This window comes from Drouetiella sp., assembly GCF_059504425.1.
Genome location: NZ_JCACIN010000097.1, coordinates 67,893 through 84,329 on the forward strand (window position 1 = coordinate 67,893; position 16,437 = coordinate 84,329).

Consider the following 16,437-nt stretch of genomic DNA (forward strand, 5'->3'; position numbering starts at 1 on the left):
TCTATTTTTATTGTCATTTCACATACATCATTTTTGTATAGAACATATTCTAAGAACATGAACAACCCGGCTATTCTAAGGCTCGAAAATGTCACCCATCAATTCCCTCAGTCATCTACTCTCACGGTCGCAGGGATAACCTTGACGCTCCACCAAGGCGATATATTAGCGCTTCTGGGGCCATCGGGCTGTGGCAAGACTACGCTGCTTCGCCTGATTGCTGGCTTTGAACAGCCCCAATCTGGAACGATTCACCTGTTAGGACAGCCTGTAGCCAGGTTGGGTTTTGCTACACCGCCCGAAAAGCGAAATATCGGCATGGTGTTTCAAGACTATGCGCTATTTCCTCATCTTACCGTCGCTCATAATATCGCCTTTGGTCTGCAACAGCGAGGCGGTGCCCCACAGGAACAGCTCAAACGCGTCACTGAAGCTCTGGCTCTCGTGGGGTTAAAAGGCATGGGCGATCGCTATCCTCATGAACTGTCGGGTGGTCAGCAGCAGCGGGTGGCGCTGGCGCGCGCCCTTGCCCCCCGACCCGCGCTGCTGTTGCTAGATGAACCGCTTAGCAATTTAGATGTGCAGGTGCGGCTGCATCTGCGCCAAGAGGTACGGGACATCCTTAAAGCCACGGGCACCTCTGGGATTTTCGTTACCCATGACCAGGAGGAGGCATTGGCGATCGCTGACCAAGTTGCCGTTATGCATCAGGGTTGCCTGGAGCAGTGGGGCACCCCAGAAACGATCTACCGCCAGCCCAATTCTCGATTTGTTGCCGAGTTCGTCACCCAAGCTAACTTTTTGCCCGCCTTTCAACAGGGAGAGTTTTGGCAGACCGAGATTGGGCAATTTATGGCAAGCCAGATTGCGGTGAGCCAGGTTATGGCAGGTCAGCACGGCGGCTCCGCTGCGGAAACGGGAGAGCTGATGATTCGGCAGGAAGACCTGAAGTTAGAGCCAGATCCGGCGGGAGAAGTGGTGGTACGCGATCGCCAGTTCCTAGGGCGAGAATACTGCTACCGTCTGCAAACGGCTTCTGGACAGCAGCTTCAAGCCCGTACGCCAGACCGGATCAGCATTGGGGCAACCGTCCGATGTCATGTGCTGGATCAGGCGCTGGATCAGACGCTACAAGTTTTTCCCGCTACTTCCAGCCCGCCCGATCCATAATCCGAGTTGCCTCTGCGCCCAGTTCACCCACGCGGCTCAGGTTTACCGGATCGTACTTAAACTCGCCATAGCTTTGCAAAATCGGATCGAGCGGCGTTCCTTTGAGCACTGGATACTCGTTGTTGCCGCTGGCAAAAATGGCTTGAGCCTCCGGACTGGCTAAATGCTCTAGGAACAGTGCCGCTGCTGCTGGGTTCTTAGAAGTTTTGACGATGCCACCACCGCTGACGTTAATATGGGCACCTCGATCGCGCTGGTTGGGGAAAAACACGCCTACTTTTTCGGCTACGGCTTTTTCGGCTGGGTCAGAGGACTTGGCAAGTCTGGCTAGATAATAAGTGTTGGCGATCGCCAAATCTCCGACTCCGGCTGCCACTGCTTTAATTTGTGGCGTATCGCCTCCTTCAGGGGGACGAGCAAAATTTGCGACTAGCCCTTTTGCCCAAGCTTCTGTGTCGGCGGCACCATGAACGGCGATCACAGAAGCTGTCCAGGATTGGTTGTAGACATTGGTGGAGGAACGGGTCAAGATCTTGCCCCTCCACTTCGCATCTGTCAAAGCTTCATAGGTTGATAAATCGGCAGGATTGACGCGATCTTTGCTGTACATAATTACCCGTATCCGGCTAGAAAAGCCAAACCAGAAGTTTTCAGGATCGCGCAGAGCAGCAGGAATTGCCGATTGCAAAGTAGCCGAGTTGGTCGGAGCCAGTAGCCCATCCTGTTTTGCGCGCCAAAGCCGACCCACATCAGCCGTCAAAAATACATCTGCTGGGCTGTTGGCTCCCTCGCTCTTTAACCGCTCGATCAGAGGATCTGCCTCCGCTTCAATCAAGTTGACTTTCAAGCCAGTTTTTCGCATGAAGCTATCGTATAGCTCTTGATCGGTGTCGTAGTGGCGGGATGAATACAAATTAATCGCGCCCGTTTGTGCGGTGGCTCTGTAGGTAACTCCACTGGCTGCTACTGCTGCCATTGCTGAACCAGCGGCCAGGAACACCCGCCTAGAGATCTTGCTCATTTTTTGACTGTCTCCACTATGTCTATGGAAAAATCTATAAAATTTCCAATTTCTACAGTATCACTAAAACTTGCCACTAATGAGAGTTACTCTCAGCAATTAAGCTGTAAATTTCTGTGACTGTAAGTTAACTGCAGCAATTTTGATCTAGACAGCATAGCTTTTCTGCCTCTTCCCATCCGAAATTTCCACAGTTTGACCTGTAGCATTCAAGCAGGGCGCACTTCAGTAGTCGTTAGGGCATGAGGCAGATATTTTCTCAGCCAATTGCCCCATATCCAGGCGATGTTTTCCCTGCTGTTATTTTTTGAAGCACAACCCCATGACCGATCGTGATTCTCCTGCTCAATTTAAGGGAATCCTAAAATGTAACTGCTGCCAGAAGGAGCCACAATGAAGCATTTTGCAGTGTTGATTGCGCTGTTGCGCGATCGCCCCACCTTTTTAGATGAAATTCGTCGTGGGATTAGAGTTGAGAGCAAGATTACGTCGCTGTTGATTGCTAGCTCTACTTTTTTTGCCATTTACGGAGCGATTATTGGCGCATCTAGCACCTGGCTCCAGGTGATTGCATCGGCAGTTAAGCTACCTGCTTTATACCTAATTACGCTTAGTATTTGTTTGCCAGCTCTATTCTTTTTTGATATTCTATTTGGCTCAGCTCTCAGCTTTAGTCAATATGCAGCGCTGAGTCTGATCACCGTTTCAGTAATTAGCGTTTTGCTGTTTAGCTTTGCGCCAATCACGCTATTTTTCTTAATTTCAGTCCGTGACTATAATTTTTTCCTGCTGCTAAATGTGGGCATTTTTGCACTCACAGGATTTATTGGCATTCGTCTATTTTATGAAGGAATGCGATCGATTTCTCGAAGCAAAACTTTTGACCTAAAACTTGCCTCCAACGAGATTGCTTCAGAAGCAGTTCCTCCTAAGATATTGGCACCCGTTAATGATTTTGCACCTGAATTGTTGCCAATTTCAACCTCTGCTAATTACAGCTTATCTGAGTCAGGTGCTAGTGAATTTAAGCCGATTGCTCCTAAAGAAGATGGGCTACAGAGGACGCGACTTCGCCTATTGAAATTCTGGCTAATTCTGTATGCTTTGGTCGGTAGTCAGCTTGGCTGGACGCTCCGCCCCTTCTTTGGTGCGCCTGGTGAACCCTTCCAGCTTTTCCGCACGATCGAGGGCAATTTCTATGCTCAGGTTTGGCGATCGCTCCTAACGCTCCTAGGATTTAATTAAGCGGATTTAATTGAGCGGATTTAATGAAGTAAGCAAACAGACTGGCGATCGCTCATGCAACCCGATCTAGAAACGCTGCGAATTACGCCCAGCGAACTCGAACATCTGACAGGTTTGGAAATTAGCGACACCTTTATGGGTCGAGTCTATCGACCTTCTGCACTCAAAGATCCAAAACGTCTGCGATCTCTCCTACTAACTGAAATTTTGGCATTCGGAATCATTTTAATTTTCTGCTTGCCGATGGGGTTAGTAATTGCTCAAGGGCTAAATCTTTTGACGGAAGATGGTAGCCGCACTTTGCTGTTTTTAGGAGTGAACTTTGCAATAGCGATCGCCCTCTTCATTGGCTGGAATCTCTATATGAGAATTCAGGGTAAGCCGCTCAAGTCGCTAGCTCATTTACTCGATGAAGTTGATAAACATAATGAGATTATTCAGGCAGTACATATCATTGATCAGCTTAGTTCGGTACAGCGATCGACCCTGACCACGCCTCGATTAGAATTGATCGATCGAAATGAAATTTTTACGGCTTTGAGTGCTACCCGTGAAAGCTTAATCTCCGCTCTTATGACAGAGCGGATTCTCAGAAAACACCACCAGTTTGTGGCGCGTCGGCATGAGCTGTTTACCCACATTGAGACTCACTTGGCAACCCTGCAAAACTTGCAGATTAACCATCAGGCGAACGAGTATGGACAGCTTTTGAATGAAGCCCTGAAAATCGGTATGAGTGTCCGGCAAGAAATTGACCGCTGGGAAAACCGCTAGAATGGAACCATGAAATTATGTGCCTGGGCGTTAACATACCTGCTTGTAGGTTCTTTTCTGTGGACAGCTCCAGCGATCGCGGATTCCTCCTCTCCTTGGCGATCGACCCATGGCACAGCCCTTAACGCCGATATCGTCCTTGAGGATCTGGTGCAAGCTAGCGTCGTCTATCTGGGCGAAACCCACGACAACCCTGCCGACCATCAGGCGCAGTTAGAGCTGATTCAGTCACTACACGCCCGCCATGACACCCCGATCGCGATCGCTCTGGAGATGTTTCAGCCTCCCTATCAAGTTGTGCTAGATCAATATCTTGCCGGGGCTATCAGCGAAACCGAATTGCAACAGCGCAGCCAATATCAGCAGCGCTGGGGATTTCCTTGGGAATATTACGCGCCCGTATTGCGGTTTGCTCAAGCCCAGCAGCTTCCGATGCTGGCGCTGAATACGCCGACTGAGATTACGCGGCAGGTGGCACGGCAGGGGCTAGAGTCTTTGAAGGCGGGCGATCGCCAATGGATTCCGGCAATATCAGAAATTGATCTCAGTAATGCAGCCTATCGTCAGAGGATTCAGCAAGTCTATGAGGCAATTCACCAAGGGCGGAGCGTCAGCGGCAACTTTGACTATTTCTTTCAGGCTCAGGTTTTATGGGATGAAACGATGGCAGACAGCATTGCTAGCTTTCTGAAAACTCACCCCGACTACCAGGTGATTGTGCTGGTGGGGCAAGGGCATATTGCTTATGGTGACGGTATTCCTAGTCGCGTGGCACGACGAATGCGAAGCAGCTTTCAACAGCGATCGATCCTGCTCAACCCTGACGATGAAGTCCTGGAAGAAGGAGAGCAGGGAGCGATCGCCGACTATATCTGGATTCAACCTGAACCTTAATGAAAGGCAGATCATCTTGAACGATTCAGTTTTGAAAGATTGCGGCCTGCGAACTGAGGTAATTTTTTTGAGTTAGGGTGAGTCCTTGATTGTTGCAAAACAAAGTCCGGTCAACCAGGGCATGGCTAAAGTTGGCATCACTTAGGTTAGCTTCACCCAAATCGGCTCCTCGCAAGTCGGCAAGGCTGAAATCTGCGAACTGCAAATCTGCAAAACTTAGATCGGCTCCTCGTAGATCTGCACCACAAAGACTTGCCCCACGAAGATTGGCTAAACGCAAATCAGCCCTGGCAAGGTTGGCTCCCTGAAGGTGAGCTAGGCTAAGGTCTACGCCTTGTAAATCAGCTTCGCTCAAGTCAGTTGCCATCAAGCATGCTCCCACAAGATAGGCGTTTGCCAGTTGAGCATTAGACAGGTATGCATTGGCAAGCTGAGCTTGGCGCAAGTCTGCTTCTATGAGGTTCGCACCTGCAAGATCGGCATTGCTGAGGTCAACCTGAAATAGATCCACCCCAATTGTCTGATGGCGATCGCGCCAGATGTTCCACTCCTGGACACTCTGTTTTAGTAAGATTATCTGCTCTTTTTGAATGTAATCCGCAAGTTGCTCTGCGGATTTTTGAGTAATCAAGGCATTTTGCTCTCTTAACGTAATGAATTTCTCGACAATCCCGCGTTTCCCCACGTTTACACCGCCAACAGGTTATGGCTGTCGTCACTTTGTTGGGAAAGATCTCTACTGAGCATTTTGACTAAAGCTTACTTTGGTAGGTCTTACTTACGTAAACTGCCTGTTATTCTATTCCCCAACACTATCCAATATCAACCCTGGGCATTCATAAATTTATAGAAAGCGAGTCAAAAATAGCAAGCCAGAAATGAGCGTTCATGGCAGCGGAATAGAATACACTTCGCTGAATCTGACATCCTTGAGAGGTTGCACCATGACTCTGCAATGCTCAATATGCAACAGCTTGGTTCATTTTGCGTAGAGCACTGCCCAGAAGCACGTCTTTATATCAAACAAATATGTTTTACTGTGCCTTCATTAAAAATTCAATTTCTAGTTTTTAATAATTTACCGGAGAAAAATTAAAAACTTGAGTGTTAAATACGTTTCTTGACTTTATTAGCAAGAAATTTTCCAACATTCTCTTGTTAAAGCATCTATTTTGAGGAACGATCGCTCAAAAAATAGCAAACCTCATTTTATTTGGGCAAAACAGACGAAATTCTCTAGTTGTTAATTTAGAAAGTGAGCCAGATTTAAATTAAAGCTTTCATGAAGAATAGGTATAACCACAGGCCTGCTCAACAATGTTACGTGATTATACATTTACTTCTCATCTCACTGTCTCTGTACTTTTTTAGACGACAGCTTAAGCCAGTTCAGTATCAATACTGAATGGCTACGCTCTGACTATGTTTATTGCTCAAACCTAGGTGGAGATATGAGCAGTGGATTAGGAGGTTGATTGCCATTTCTTGGGCTAAGGCAATTAGGGTGTTGTAAATGAAGGGTGAGGAACTTTGAATGCAGAGTGTTCCCGTGGAAAAGTCCTCTGGAGCGTTGAGCTTGGAATCTTTGCTTTTACCGCTAATTGAGCGGCAGGCAAGTGGATGTTTGTGCGTTTTCAGTCAAGCTGTATCTTGGTTCATTTATCTGGAGCGGGGCGATCTTGTCTACGCATCTAGTTCGATTGATCCATTGGGGAAACTCGATCGCCACCTTCGCCGCCTGAGTCTTCAGATTCCGTCGCTTATTAGCGCTGTGCGGATGCAGGTTCGCTTGTCTTTCGAGGCACCCAGAAGCGAGGCACCCAGAAGTGAGGTACCCAGACGCATAGATGCATCAGGTGCGAATGCAGAAAAATCAGATGCGACAAATCTTATTCACCCTAGCCGAGACTACCAGGCGATTTGCTGGCTGGTAAATCAGCAGTATCTCAAGCCTGCACAGGTTCATGGGCTTATTGAAGGTTTAGTCAGAGAGGTTTTTGAGTCACTGCTCTGTGAAAAAATTGAGGGTTACGAGTTTCAAGAAAATTGTTTGAATGAGTTTCTGAAGCTGCATCAAATCAATTTGAAAGAACTGCTGGAGCGGTTTCAGAAGCGCCTACAGCAGCGTCAACTGCCAGAAGTCGGCTTACCTGTGAGCCAATCAGCAGCGATCGCCGCTGAATCCTACACTATTTCAGATGTCGCTCGCCAGCTTGCGGTAAGGACGAGCACCATGCAAAACATGGGCGCTTCAGCGACGAGGCTCCCTTCTGGACTTTCTAGTAAATCGGTTCATACGATCGTCTGTATTGACGACAGTCCAACTATTCTGAAGACAATCAATGCCTACTTAGACGATCAGAGTTTTTCGACCGTTCTCATTAATGACCCAGTGCGGGCACTGATGCAGATTGTTCGCTGCAAGCCCCACCTCATCTTGCTAGATATCAATATGCCGGGGCTGGATGGCTATGAGCTTTGCTCTTTGCTTCGTCGAAATCGTAGCTTCAAAACCACGCCGATTATTATGGTGACCAGCAATAGCGGACTGATCGATCGCGCCAGAGCCAAGCTAGTTGGGGCATCGGGATATTTGACAAAGCCTTTTTCTCAATCGGATCTTGTTAAAACCGTGTTTAAGCATCTGTCTTAGCGCAAGCTGTGGCGCTCATGACGATTTCTGTTTAGCCACATTTTATCCACGTTAGGAACTCAATATTTTAGATGAATGCTACTTTGACAATCACAATTTTAGTTGTAGAAGATACCCCCTCTGAGCGGGAGCTAATGAGCCACTATCTTCACGGTGGGGGCTACTCGGTCATTAGCGCAAATAATGCCCAAACAGGCTTGAGTAAGGCAATTGAATGTAAGCCGGATCTGATCGTGACTGATGTGGTGATGCCGGGGATGAGCGGCTTTGAGCTATGTCGTAGTTTGAGAAAAAATCCCATAACCGCAAGCGTGCCCATCATCATTTGCACCTCTAAGGATCAGGGAATCGATCGCCTCTGGGGAATGCGACAGGGAGCCAATGCCTACATCACAAAACCCTTTACGCGAGAACAGCTTATTTCGACCGTTCAATCCGTTGTAGAACAACATGGCTAATTCTTCGGTGCTGGTTCCTCAAATGACGGGTGATGCCTATCTCCGGTTTAGAGTGGGTCAAGTCTCTGCTCTTTTGTCCATGAAGCATGTGCAGGAGACGCTGATTCTACCTAGCCGACGGATCACTCCCATGCCCAACGTATCTCCCTGTATGGTAGGGCTGACCAATCGTCGGAATCGGGTCATGTGGGTAATCGATCTAGCACAGCTCTTTGGACTGGCTGTGCTAGACATCAGCGATGAGCAGTACATGCTGATTCTAATGCAGGTTGATTCAGTGTCTTTGGGACTAGCCGTACATCAAGTGGAGGGAACCATTCGCTTAGAGGCTAATTCTATTCAGCCACCTGCAGGACAGGTCGCCCATTCGTTGCTTCCCTATCTAAAAGGATACGTGCTGCAACAGCAGGAAGCGCAGGAGATTCTTCTGGTTTTGGATGGAGGGGCGATCGCTCACTCGCCTGTTTTTCGAGACCCAGTTTTTGTTTAGCCTTACGCCGATCTGGCTTCCCGTTAGTTGCGTTCAGAAGTTGCGCTTTGTACGCCTGACGCCGCTATCAGCACAAAAAATTATTAGCACTTAAGATAAACAGCGTTCCTATGACTACTCAGCCACGCCCCGTTTCCACTTCACCTGAGCCTCTACGATCGGAAGACACCCTGAGGGCTGATTCAGACCTCGCCTCAGAGCAAATTGGCAGCCCCAGCGATCGAAATCATAGCGATCGAAGTCCATCAAGAGGGTATCGCAACAATCCTGCTGTTGTTTCTCCAGACGCGCGCTCCAAAACCCGATCAAGAGCCTTGTCAGAATCTTCGAGGCTTCGCTGGTTCTACAATCTACCCATTCGCCGCAAGCAGCTTTTGGCATTGTTTTGCTCTGAGTTGATTTCAGTTTTGGGGCTGGTGGGTGTAGGCTCCTGGCTGATTATTCAGGGGGGACGCGCTCAGCTGGCGAACCAGGCAAAAGCCGAATTAGCAGCTACTGACATTGGGTATAACATCAAAGTTAACCAAATGGGGTTTGGTTTTCGAGGTCAGTCTGACAATTCTATTGTTATCGAAGCTGCCAAAGAGTCAGCTAACGGGCGAACCCTTTCGCCTCAGCTCTACGATCGCCTTAAAGCTATTTTGACCAACGAGGTGACTGCTCAAAACATTGAATATGCAACCTTGGTGGATATTAATTCACGCATTGTTGTCAACGCTAACCGAAACCGCACTGGAGACAAATTCGATCCAGAAGGTCTGGTAAGCACGGTGCTTGCTAACCCGCGTCAAATCAAGGCGAATGCCATTGTTAGCTTGGCAGAACTCAAGAATGAAAATCCGCCGCTGCCCAATGGATTTAGAGAAAAGAATGCGCTGATTCGCTATGTTATTACACCTGTGAAAGACCCTGACAATGGTGAGGTGATTGGGGCGCTCGTGGCAGGGGATATCGTGAATGATAAGCTGGCGATCGTCGAAGGAGCACTGCAAGCTTTTGGTAATGGCTATAGCGCCGTATATCAACGTCAGGCAAACGGAGAATTTGCGCTGTCAACGGCGCTTGCTTTGGGTGACTCATCGAATCTAGCTTTGGCAAAAAAAGGAATGGAATTGCCTAAACCTGAGCTGTTGCAAAGGACATTAGCAGAAGGACAGGTGGTCAGTCGCGCCGAAATTGAAGGGCAAACTTACACGGTTGCCACAAAGACCCTCAATAACTTTCAGGAGAAACCGATCGCCGTTTTGGTGCGGGGCACTTCTGAAGCCAACCTGAATCGAATGTTGCAAAACAGTTTGCTGCTTCAGCTAGCCGTTGCCTCGGTTGTCATCACCGCAGATATCCTGCTGGCAATGCTTCTAGGGCGATCGATTGTTAACCCAATTGAAGCATTGCGGCGGGTTACTCAACGGTTTACCGTCGATCGCCAAGCCAGAGCTGAGATTTTCGCCAAAGACGAAGTCGGAGAGCTGACCTCCTCATTCAATGAGTTGGCAGATAGCGTTGCGGCTTCAGAATTTTTGCTCAAAGATACGGCTGATCAGGAGCGTCGAATCAGCAAGATTGTGTCTCGCATTCGAGAATCTGTCGATCGCCCTACCATTTTTAACACCGCTTTGGAAGAAACTCGGCAAGCCTTGAAAACCGATCGGGCGGTGATTTATTTATTTGACGAGCACTGGGGCGGTAGGGTCGTTGCTGAATCGGCTGGAAAGGAATGGTTCCCTATTTTGGGCACTTTCATTGACGATCCTTGTTTTGCTCAGCAGTACGCCCAGTCTTATAAAGATGGACGAATTAAGGCGATCGCCAACATCTATGAAGCAGGCTTAACAGAGTGCTACATCAGACAGCTTGAATCTCTGCAAGCACGGGCAAGTCTAGTTTCTCCGATCATTGTTGCAGATCAGCTTTTGGGTCTGCTGATTGTCTACCAATGTTCTAGACCTCGACACTGGCATGAGAGTGAAATTAATTTACTGCGTCAGGTGGCAACTCAGTTGGGATTTGCGCTAGAGCAGAGCAAATTATTTGTTGAAAAGGAGCAGGCGCGCCTATTTGCCGAAACCTTATCCCAAGAACAGAGACAGCAGCGAGAAGATTTGCAAATGCAGCTTGTTGAACTGCTTGATCACGTAGAAGGCGCGACCCGTGGAGACCTGACAGTGCGGGCAGAAGTGACTGCGGGAGAGATAGGTACAGTTGCGGACTTTTTCAACGCTATTATTGAAAACTTGCGGCAAATTGTTACCCAGGTCAAACACTCTGCCGAGCAGGTCAACCTTGCCTTAGGACGAAATGAGCAGTCTGTTAGCCATCTGGCAGAGGAGGCATTGCAGCAGGCGGCTGGAACGACTCAGATTCTCACCTCGATCGAGCAAATGAATCAGTCGATTTATGCCGTATCTGAAAGCGCCCATCAGGCAACCGAGGTGGCGCGGCAGGCAGCAGCCACCACTGAAGCTGGAAAGGCGGCAATGGATCTAACGGCTCAAAACATCTTGGGCTTGCGCGAGACGGTAGGCGAAACCACGAAGAAAGTGAAGCGTTTGGGAGAATCGTCTCAACAGATCTCTAGAGTGGTTTCAATGATTAACCAAATTGCGGTTCAGACGAACGTGCTGGCGATCAATGCGGGGATTGAAGCCGCTCGTGCTGGGGAGGAAGGTCAGGGCTTTGCGGTCATCACCGAAGAAGTGCGAGAACTGGCGGTGCGATCGGCAACGGCAACCCAAGAGATCGAAAAGATTGTGGCTAACATTCAGCGCGAAACTGGGTTGGTGGTGAATGCAATGGAGCAAAGCACGACTCAGGTGGTGGAAGGAACGCACCTGGTGGAAAACGCCAAGCAAAGCTTAAATCAAATCTTTGCAGTATCCGATCGCATTGATCAACTCGTGCAGTCCATTTCAGAAGCCACGATCGCCCAAGTAGAGACTTCTGAGGTCATTTCACACCTCATGAAAGAAGTGGCTCAGACCTCCGAGCGCACCTCTGAATCGTCCCGCGAGGTTGCTGTTGCTATTCACCAAACATCGGCGATCGCTCAGGAGCTACAAGAATCTGTCGGAGCCTTTAACCTTGGTTAGGAATTAGGAAACTAACATGAAAGATGAGCGAGAGCGGGAAATTCAACATCAGTTTCTAGACGAAGCGCAAGAATATCTGGAGACGCTAGAAACCACATTTTTGGGTATTGCAGATTGCCGAGTGGATATTGAAAGTATCAATGTTGCATTACGAGCCGCCCATTCCATTAAAGGCGGTGCTGGCATGATGGGATTCCAACTGCTCAATCAGCTCGCCCATCGGCTAGAAGATGGTTTGAAAGTTCTAAAAATTCAGCGCGAGGTTGAGATCGACGCAGAACTAGAGGGTCTCCTGCTCAATGCCGTGGGCAATTTGGGGCATGTGCTGACCTCCGATCGCCTAGAGCTATCCGATGAATCGGTTGATTGGCAGGTGATCGCAGCCCAAGTGACTCCGGTGTTTGATCAGCTTCACGATCGTCTGGGCGATCCCGATGACGAAGATGCGCGATCGATCCTGGGGATGGAAGAAGGGCAAGACGTTGTTCCCCTGCTGTTTGAGACAGAGGTGGAGAGCTGTTTACAGCAGCTAGAGACTTTGCTAGATGGTCAAAATGGGCAACTCACCGAACCGTTACATTCTGCGTTAGGAACGTTAGCCGAGGAACTAGCGGCGCTGGGTGAAATGCTGCAACTTCAGAGATTCACTGCCCTCTGCGAATCCATTTTGCAGCACTTAGAAGCTTCTCCTCCAGAGCGGCTTGAAGTGTTGGCAGAAGCAGCGCTTCAGGCATGGCGGCGATCGCAAGCCCTGGTTTTTTCAGGGCATCTCGACTTGCTGCCTACCGAGTTAGAGGGCTTTACAGATGCATCCTCTGTTTCTAGCCTTTCAACAGAGCCAGTACCGATAGCTGTGGAAGAATTTCTTGCGGCTGAGCTGAGTCAGCCTTCGATCGTAGAATTTTCGATTCCAGAAATTTTATTAGAGGCTTCAGCCGATGAGTTGTCGGAAAGTGCCTCATCCCCAGCGACTCCCTCAGTGCTAGATCAGCTGATCTTTAGTCCTAGCCCGTCAAGCTCTAACCCATCAAGCTCTAACCCGTCAAGCTCTAGCCCATCAAGCTCTAACCCATCAAGACAGCCGCCAGCAGAGTCAGAACAAGATGCCGATTTTCAAAGATTTGAGATCGGTATTACGTCTAGTTTTCCTAAAGAATCTGCCAAAGAACCTGCTAAAGAGACTCAGGAAAACTCAGTTCGGGTTCCCGTTAAGCATCTTGATCATTTGAATGATCTATTGGGTGAACTGCTGATTGCCCGCAGCGGATTGAATCTCAATCTCAGCCGATCGCGTAGTCTGCTCCGCGCCTTAGGCGATCGCATTGAGTTTTTAGAACGATCGAACACCCAGCTTCGAGATGCCTATGACCAAATGGTCCGGTCGTCGGGTGGAGAGTTTAGGGTAGATCCGACTCAGAAGCAGCCAGCACTTCTGCCCGCTGGGGATACTGATTTTGCACCCTCTCAGCCCGTCAAGCTTATCGAGTCGAACGGCTTTGACCTGCTTGAAATGGATCAATATGATGAGACCCATCTCTTGTCTCAAGAAGTGATGGAAACGATCGTCCAGATTCAGGAAGCCAATAATGACCTGGATTTAACATTAGAAGACACGGATATGGCCGCGCGCGAACTCAATAAAACCGCGCAGCAGTTGCAAAGAAAATTGAGCCAAATTCGGATGCGACCCCTCTCAGATGTCATCGATCGATTTCCCCGATCGGTACGAGAAATGTCATTGCAGTATGGCAAGCTCGTAGAATTGCAAACTTATGGCGAAAATACCTTGGTCGATCGCAATATTCTTGAATCTCTCAGTGAACCGTTGATGCACTTGATTCGGAATGCATTTGATCATGGAATCGAAATGCCTGAGATTCGGAAAAAACGCAATAAGCCAGATAAAGGCACAATAGAAATTCGCGCTGTGCGGCAAAAAAATCGCATGGTGATTACCGTTCGCGATGATGGCGAGGGTATCGCCGTGGATAAGATTCGATCTCGTGCGGGTCAGATGGGTCTTGACCAAAGCCTGCTGGCAACCGCCACCGATGAAGAGCTAGTTTCTCTGATCTTTGAACCCGGATTTAGCACGAGTAGCCAAGTGACCGCTCTTTCAGGACGCGGCGTGGGGATGGATGTCGTGCGCGATCGCCTGAAACAAATTCAGGGTAGCATCACGGTCAGCACCCATCCGGGAGTGGGCACTACTTTCACGCTCTCGGTTCCCTTTGCGCTGTCGGTCACTCGTGTTTTATTGGCTGAATGCAAGCAGATGCCCCTTGCCTTCCCTATTGATGTCATTGAAGAAACGCTGGTATTGCAGCCTGAAGCTATTTTGCACACGCCCAGCGGTGAAGCCTTTTCTAAAAATGGCGTGATTGTGCAGCTTGTTCACCTTGCTCAATGGCTCAAGTTTCACCGTCCTCGTCAGTTTGACGAGATGGAGTTGCCGACGACTATCAGCGTCCCGACCGTGCTGGTAGTTCAACAAGGCGATCGTAAAATTGGGCTACAGGTCGATCGCTGTTGGGGAGAGCAGGAGGTCGCTATCCGCAAGGTGGAAGGCGGACTGCCTCTACCGCCCGGTTTCGCCAACTGCACGATTTTGGGAGATGGTCGCGTGGTGCCGTTGGTCAGTACCTCAGAGCTGTTGCACTGGATTTCGAGCTATCAGCGGCACCTGATCCCAGAGTCTTCTGCGCAAGCTGAAGCCAGCAATCTGCTACAACCTGCCTCAGAACGGAGACCCACGGTGCTGATCATCGATGATTCCATTAACGTGCGCCGTTTCTTGGCTCTGACGCTGCAAAAAGCAGGCTATCAGGTGGCTCAAGCCAAGGATGGTCAGGATGCGATCGATAAGCTCACGGCGGGTCTGAAGATTCAGGCTGTCTTTTGCGATATCGAAATGCCTCGACTGGATGGCTACGGCTTTTTAGCGCGGTTCAAATCTGATCCTGCCTTTAGTCAAATTCCGGTTGCCATGCTAACTTCTCGCAGCAGCCGCAAGCACCGTCAAATCGCCGAAAATCTGGGAGCAGATGCCTATTTCTCCAAGCCCTATAATGAGCAAATGCTGCTTCAGACTCTAGAAAAAATGGTGGATTTAGCTCTAGCCTAATGAATTCGTTCCTTGCTGCTGGCTGCAATTATGCTGTTAAAGCAGAGTCTAAATTAACGGCAACATGGTGAAAAAGTTAGGAGTCTTTAGGCAAGTTTTCTTCGTGATTTTTCTGAATGCCTGCCTCCTGGGACTCTTAGCCTGTCAGGCTGATTCGGGCAAAGCTCTCAACCCTACTGATCCCAACACAGTTCACCTCACCCTCTGGCACGGCGTGAATCCGCCCCCCAATCGAGATGTGCTGCAAAAATTGGTGGATCGATTCAACCAGGCTCATCCGCAAATTCAAGTGGAATCGCTTTACGTTGGGCAAGGCGACCAGCAGATACCCAAGATTCTCTCGGCTGTGGTCGGCAACGCGCCGCCCAATATGCTGTGGTATGCGCCCATGATCACCGGACAGCTTGTGGAGCTTGATGCCATCCGGCCGCTGGAAGATTGGCTCGATCGCAGCCCCGTGAAGGCTGAAATTGATCCGGCATTGCAGGAAGCGATCGCTCTGGAAGGTCACACCTGGGCAATCCCCTTTGATGTCAATAATGTCGGCATTTTTTATCGTCCTAGCCTATTTCAAGCCGCTGGAGTGACAGAGATTCCCAAAACCTGGGATGATCTGCGACGGGTCGCCCAGAAGCTCACGATTCCTGAAAAAAATCAGCACGGAATAGTGCTGCCCCTAGGCAAAGGGGAATGGACGGTATTCACCTGGCTGCCCTTCATGTGGAGCGGCGGTGGCGAATTAGTGGCGCAAGACCTACAGAACGCCTCAACTCAAGTCCAGCTTGACAATTCGGGGGCGATCGCTGCCCTGCAACTCTGGCAAGATTTGATTAGTGAAGGTTCGGCTGTTCTTTCCCAACCTGAGCGGGGCTACGAGCTAGACGGTTTCCTGTCGGGCAAAGTCGCCATGCAGATTACAGGCCCTTGGACGCTCGGACAGTTGCAGGACACAGGAATTGATTATGCCGTCATGCCTATCCCCATAGGCATGAAACCTGCGACCAGCATCGGGGGAGAAAATTTGTTTATCTTCAAAACTACGATCGCCGAAGAGCAGGCATCGCAAGTCTTCGCCGAGTATGTCCTCAGCGAATCGTTTCAGACGGAGTGGGCGCTGGGCACAGGCTACCTGCCCGTCAACCTCAAGTCTCGTCAAAGCCCTGCCTATCAGGAGTTCATTGCCAAACAGCCTGTGCTAAACGTCTTTCTGCAACAGGCAAAGTATGGGCGATCGCGCCCCATCTTTCCCGGCTACAATCGCGTTTCTGAGAACTTGGGTCGGGCGATCGAATCGGTTCTCTTACAAAAAAGTACGCCAGAGGCGGCGCTAAACACTGCCCAGCAGCGGCTTGATTTAGCGTTAGGCAGATGAACAGCAGATTAGAGTATCCATACACCATTTCCATTAATCATGAAGATTTACTCTACTTTCTAATTGATTGTATGAAACCCATTTCGCTCAGCCTGTAGTTGCTGCTATATCTAGAGCTATCTGGGGTGAAGCGTAGAACAATTTCCT

General features: G+C 49.3%; 12 protein-coding genes. 10 read left to right on the forward strand and 2 right to left on the reverse strand.

The genetic code is table 11. The annotated features are described in order from the left end of the window. Positions 1-57 precede the first annotated feature (57 nt). On the forward strand, positions 58-1,170 hold the full coding sequence (locus tag AC5JMP_RS22880) for an ABC transporter ATP-binding protein (RefSeq protein WP_495853810.1): 1,113 nt from the start codon (positions 58-60) through the stop codon (positions 1,168-1,170). Here the strand turns inward: AC5JMP_RS22880 and AC5JMP_RS22885 are convergent. Next, positions 1,145-2,191, reverse strand: coding sequence for a Fe(3+) ABC transporter substrate-binding protein (locus tag AC5JMP_RS22885; protein WP_495853811.1), 1,047 nt, complete (start codon positions 2,189-2,191; stop codon positions 1,145-1,147). The genes AC5JMP_RS22880 and AC5JMP_RS22885 overlap by 26 nt on opposite strands. Positions 2,192-2,584: 393 nt before the next feature. Between AC5JMP_RS22885 and AC5JMP_RS22890 the strand changes: the two genes are divergently transcribed. The 3 genes from AC5JMP_RS22890 to AC5JMP_RS22900 are packed head-to-tail and all read left to right on the forward strand — an operon-like array spanning position 2,585 to position 5,104. Next, positions 2,585-3,436, forward strand: a complete 852-nt coding sequence (locus AC5JMP_RS22890) for an actin-binding WH2 domain-containing protein (RefSeq protein ID WP_495853812.1) — start codon at positions 2,585-2,587, stop codon at positions 3,434-3,436. 54 nt (positions 3,437-3,490) lie between these two features. After that, positions 3,491-4,210 (forward strand): hypothetical protein, encoded by a 720-nt coding sequence (locus AC5JMP_RS22895; protein ID WP_495853813.1) that lies wholly within the window; start codon positions 3,491-3,493, stop codon positions 4,208-4,210. A gap of 9 nt (positions 4,211-4,219) precedes the next feature. Beyond that, the gene (locus tag AC5JMP_RS22900; protein WP_495853814.1) at positions 4,220-5,104 is read left to right on the forward strand and encodes a ChaN family lipoprotein; all 885 of its coding nucleotides are present in this window, start codon (positions 4,220-4,222) and stop codon (positions 5,102-5,104) included. A gap of 25 nt (positions 5,105-5,129) precedes the next feature. Here AC5JMP_RS22900 and AC5JMP_RS22905 read toward each other — a convergent pair whose 3' ends face one another. Beyond that, positions 5,130-5,735 (reverse strand): pentapeptide repeat-containing protein, encoded by a 606-nt coding sequence (locus tag AC5JMP_RS22905; protein ID WP_495853815.1) that lies wholly within the window; start codon positions 5,733-5,735, stop codon positions 5,130-5,132. A 903-nt stretch (positions 5,736-6,638) separates the two neighbouring features. Here AC5JMP_RS22905 and AC5JMP_RS22910 point away from each other — a divergent pair. The 6 genes from AC5JMP_RS22910 to AC5JMP_RS22935 all read left to right on the forward strand — a co-directional run bounded on the left by AC5JMP_RS22910 (position 6,639) and on the right by AC5JMP_RS22935 (position 16,290). After that, a complete protein-coding gene (locus AC5JMP_RS22910; protein WP_495853816.1) occupies positions 6,639-7,757 on the forward strand; it encodes a response regulator in 1,119 nt (372 codons plus the stop codon). A 71-nt stretch (positions 7,758-7,828) separates the two neighbouring features. Beyond that, positions 7,829-8,215 (forward strand): response regulator transcription factor, encoded by a 387-nt coding sequence (locus AC5JMP_RS22915; protein ID WP_495853817.1) that lies wholly within the window; start codon positions 7,829-7,831, stop codon positions 8,213-8,215. Beyond that, positions 8,208-8,705, forward strand: coding sequence for a chemotaxis protein CheW (locus AC5JMP_RS22920; protein ID WP_495853818.1), 498 nt, complete (start codon positions 8,208-8,210; stop codon positions 8,703-8,705). Before AC5JMP_RS22915 ends, AC5JMP_RS22920 begins: the two co-directional genes overlap by 8 nt. 110 nt (positions 8,706-8,815) lie before the next feature. Then, positions 8,816-11,794, forward strand: a complete 2,979-nt coding sequence (locus AC5JMP_RS22925) for a methyl-accepting chemotaxis protein (protein WP_495853819.1) — start codon at positions 8,816-8,818, stop codon at positions 11,792-11,794. 16 nt (positions 11,795-11,810) lie between these two features. Next, entirely contained in the window at positions 11,811-14,918 is a 3,108-nt protein-coding gene (locus AC5JMP_RS22930) for a hybrid sensor histidine kinase/response regulator (RefSeq protein WP_495853820.1), read from the forward strand. Positions 14,919-14,982: 64 nt separating this feature from the next. Continuing rightward, positions 14,983-16,290: an ABC transporter substrate-binding protein gene (locus AC5JMP_RS22935; protein WP_495853821.1), complete on the forward strand. Its 1,308-nt coding sequence runs from the start codon at positions 14,983-14,985 to the stop codon at positions 16,288-16,290. The last annotated feature ends 147 nt before the right edge of the window (positions 16,291-16,437 follow it).

What these genes read in the sequence shown, in the direction of transcription:
- AC5JMP_RS22880 (WP_495853810.1), top strand. Translation starts at nt 58, where the DNA reads ATGAACAACCCGGCTATTCTAAGGCTCGAAAATGTCACCCATCAATTC.
- AC5JMP_RS22885 (WP_495853811.1), bottom strand. Translation starts at nt 2,191, where the DNA reads ATGAGCAAGATCTCTAGGCGGGTGTTCCTGGCCGCTGGTTCAGCAATG.
- AC5JMP_RS22890 (WP_495853812.1), top strand. Translation starts at nt 2,585, where the DNA reads ATGAAGCATTTTGCAGTGTTGATTGCGCTGTTGCGCGATCGCCCCACC.
- AC5JMP_RS22895 (WP_495853813.1), top strand. Translation starts at nt 3,491, where the DNA reads ATGCAACCCGATCTAGAAACGCTGCGAATTACGCCCAGCGAACTCGAA.
- AC5JMP_RS22900 (WP_495853814.1), top strand. Translation starts at nt 4,220, where the DNA reads ATGAAATTATGTGCCTGGGCGTTAACATACCTGCTTGTAGGTTCTTTT.
- AC5JMP_RS22910 (WP_495853816.1), top strand. Translation starts at nt 6,639, where the DNA reads ATGCAGAGTGTTCCCGTGGAAAAGTCCTCTGGAGCGTTGAGCTTGGAA.
- AC5JMP_RS22915 (WP_495853817.1), top strand. Translation starts at nt 7,829, where the DNA reads ATGAATGCTACTTTGACAATCACAATTTTAGTTGTAGAAGATACCCCC.
- AC5JMP_RS22920 (WP_495853818.1), top strand. Translation starts at nt 8,208, where the DNA reads ATGGCTAATTCTTCGGTGCTGGTTCCTCAAATGACGGGTGATGCCTAT.
- AC5JMP_RS22925 (WP_495853819.1), top strand. Translation starts at nt 8,816, where the DNA reads ATGACTACTCAGCCACGCCCCGTTTCCACTTCACCTGAGCCTCTACGA.
- AC5JMP_RS22930 (WP_495853820.1), top strand. Translation starts at nt 11,811, where the DNA reads ATGAAAGATGAGCGAGAGCGGGAAATTCAACATCAGTTTCTAGACGAA.
- AC5JMP_RS22935 (WP_495853821.1), top strand. Translation starts at nt 14,983, where the DNA reads ATGGTGAAAAAGTTAGGAGTCTTTAGGCAAGTTTTCTTCGTGATTTTT.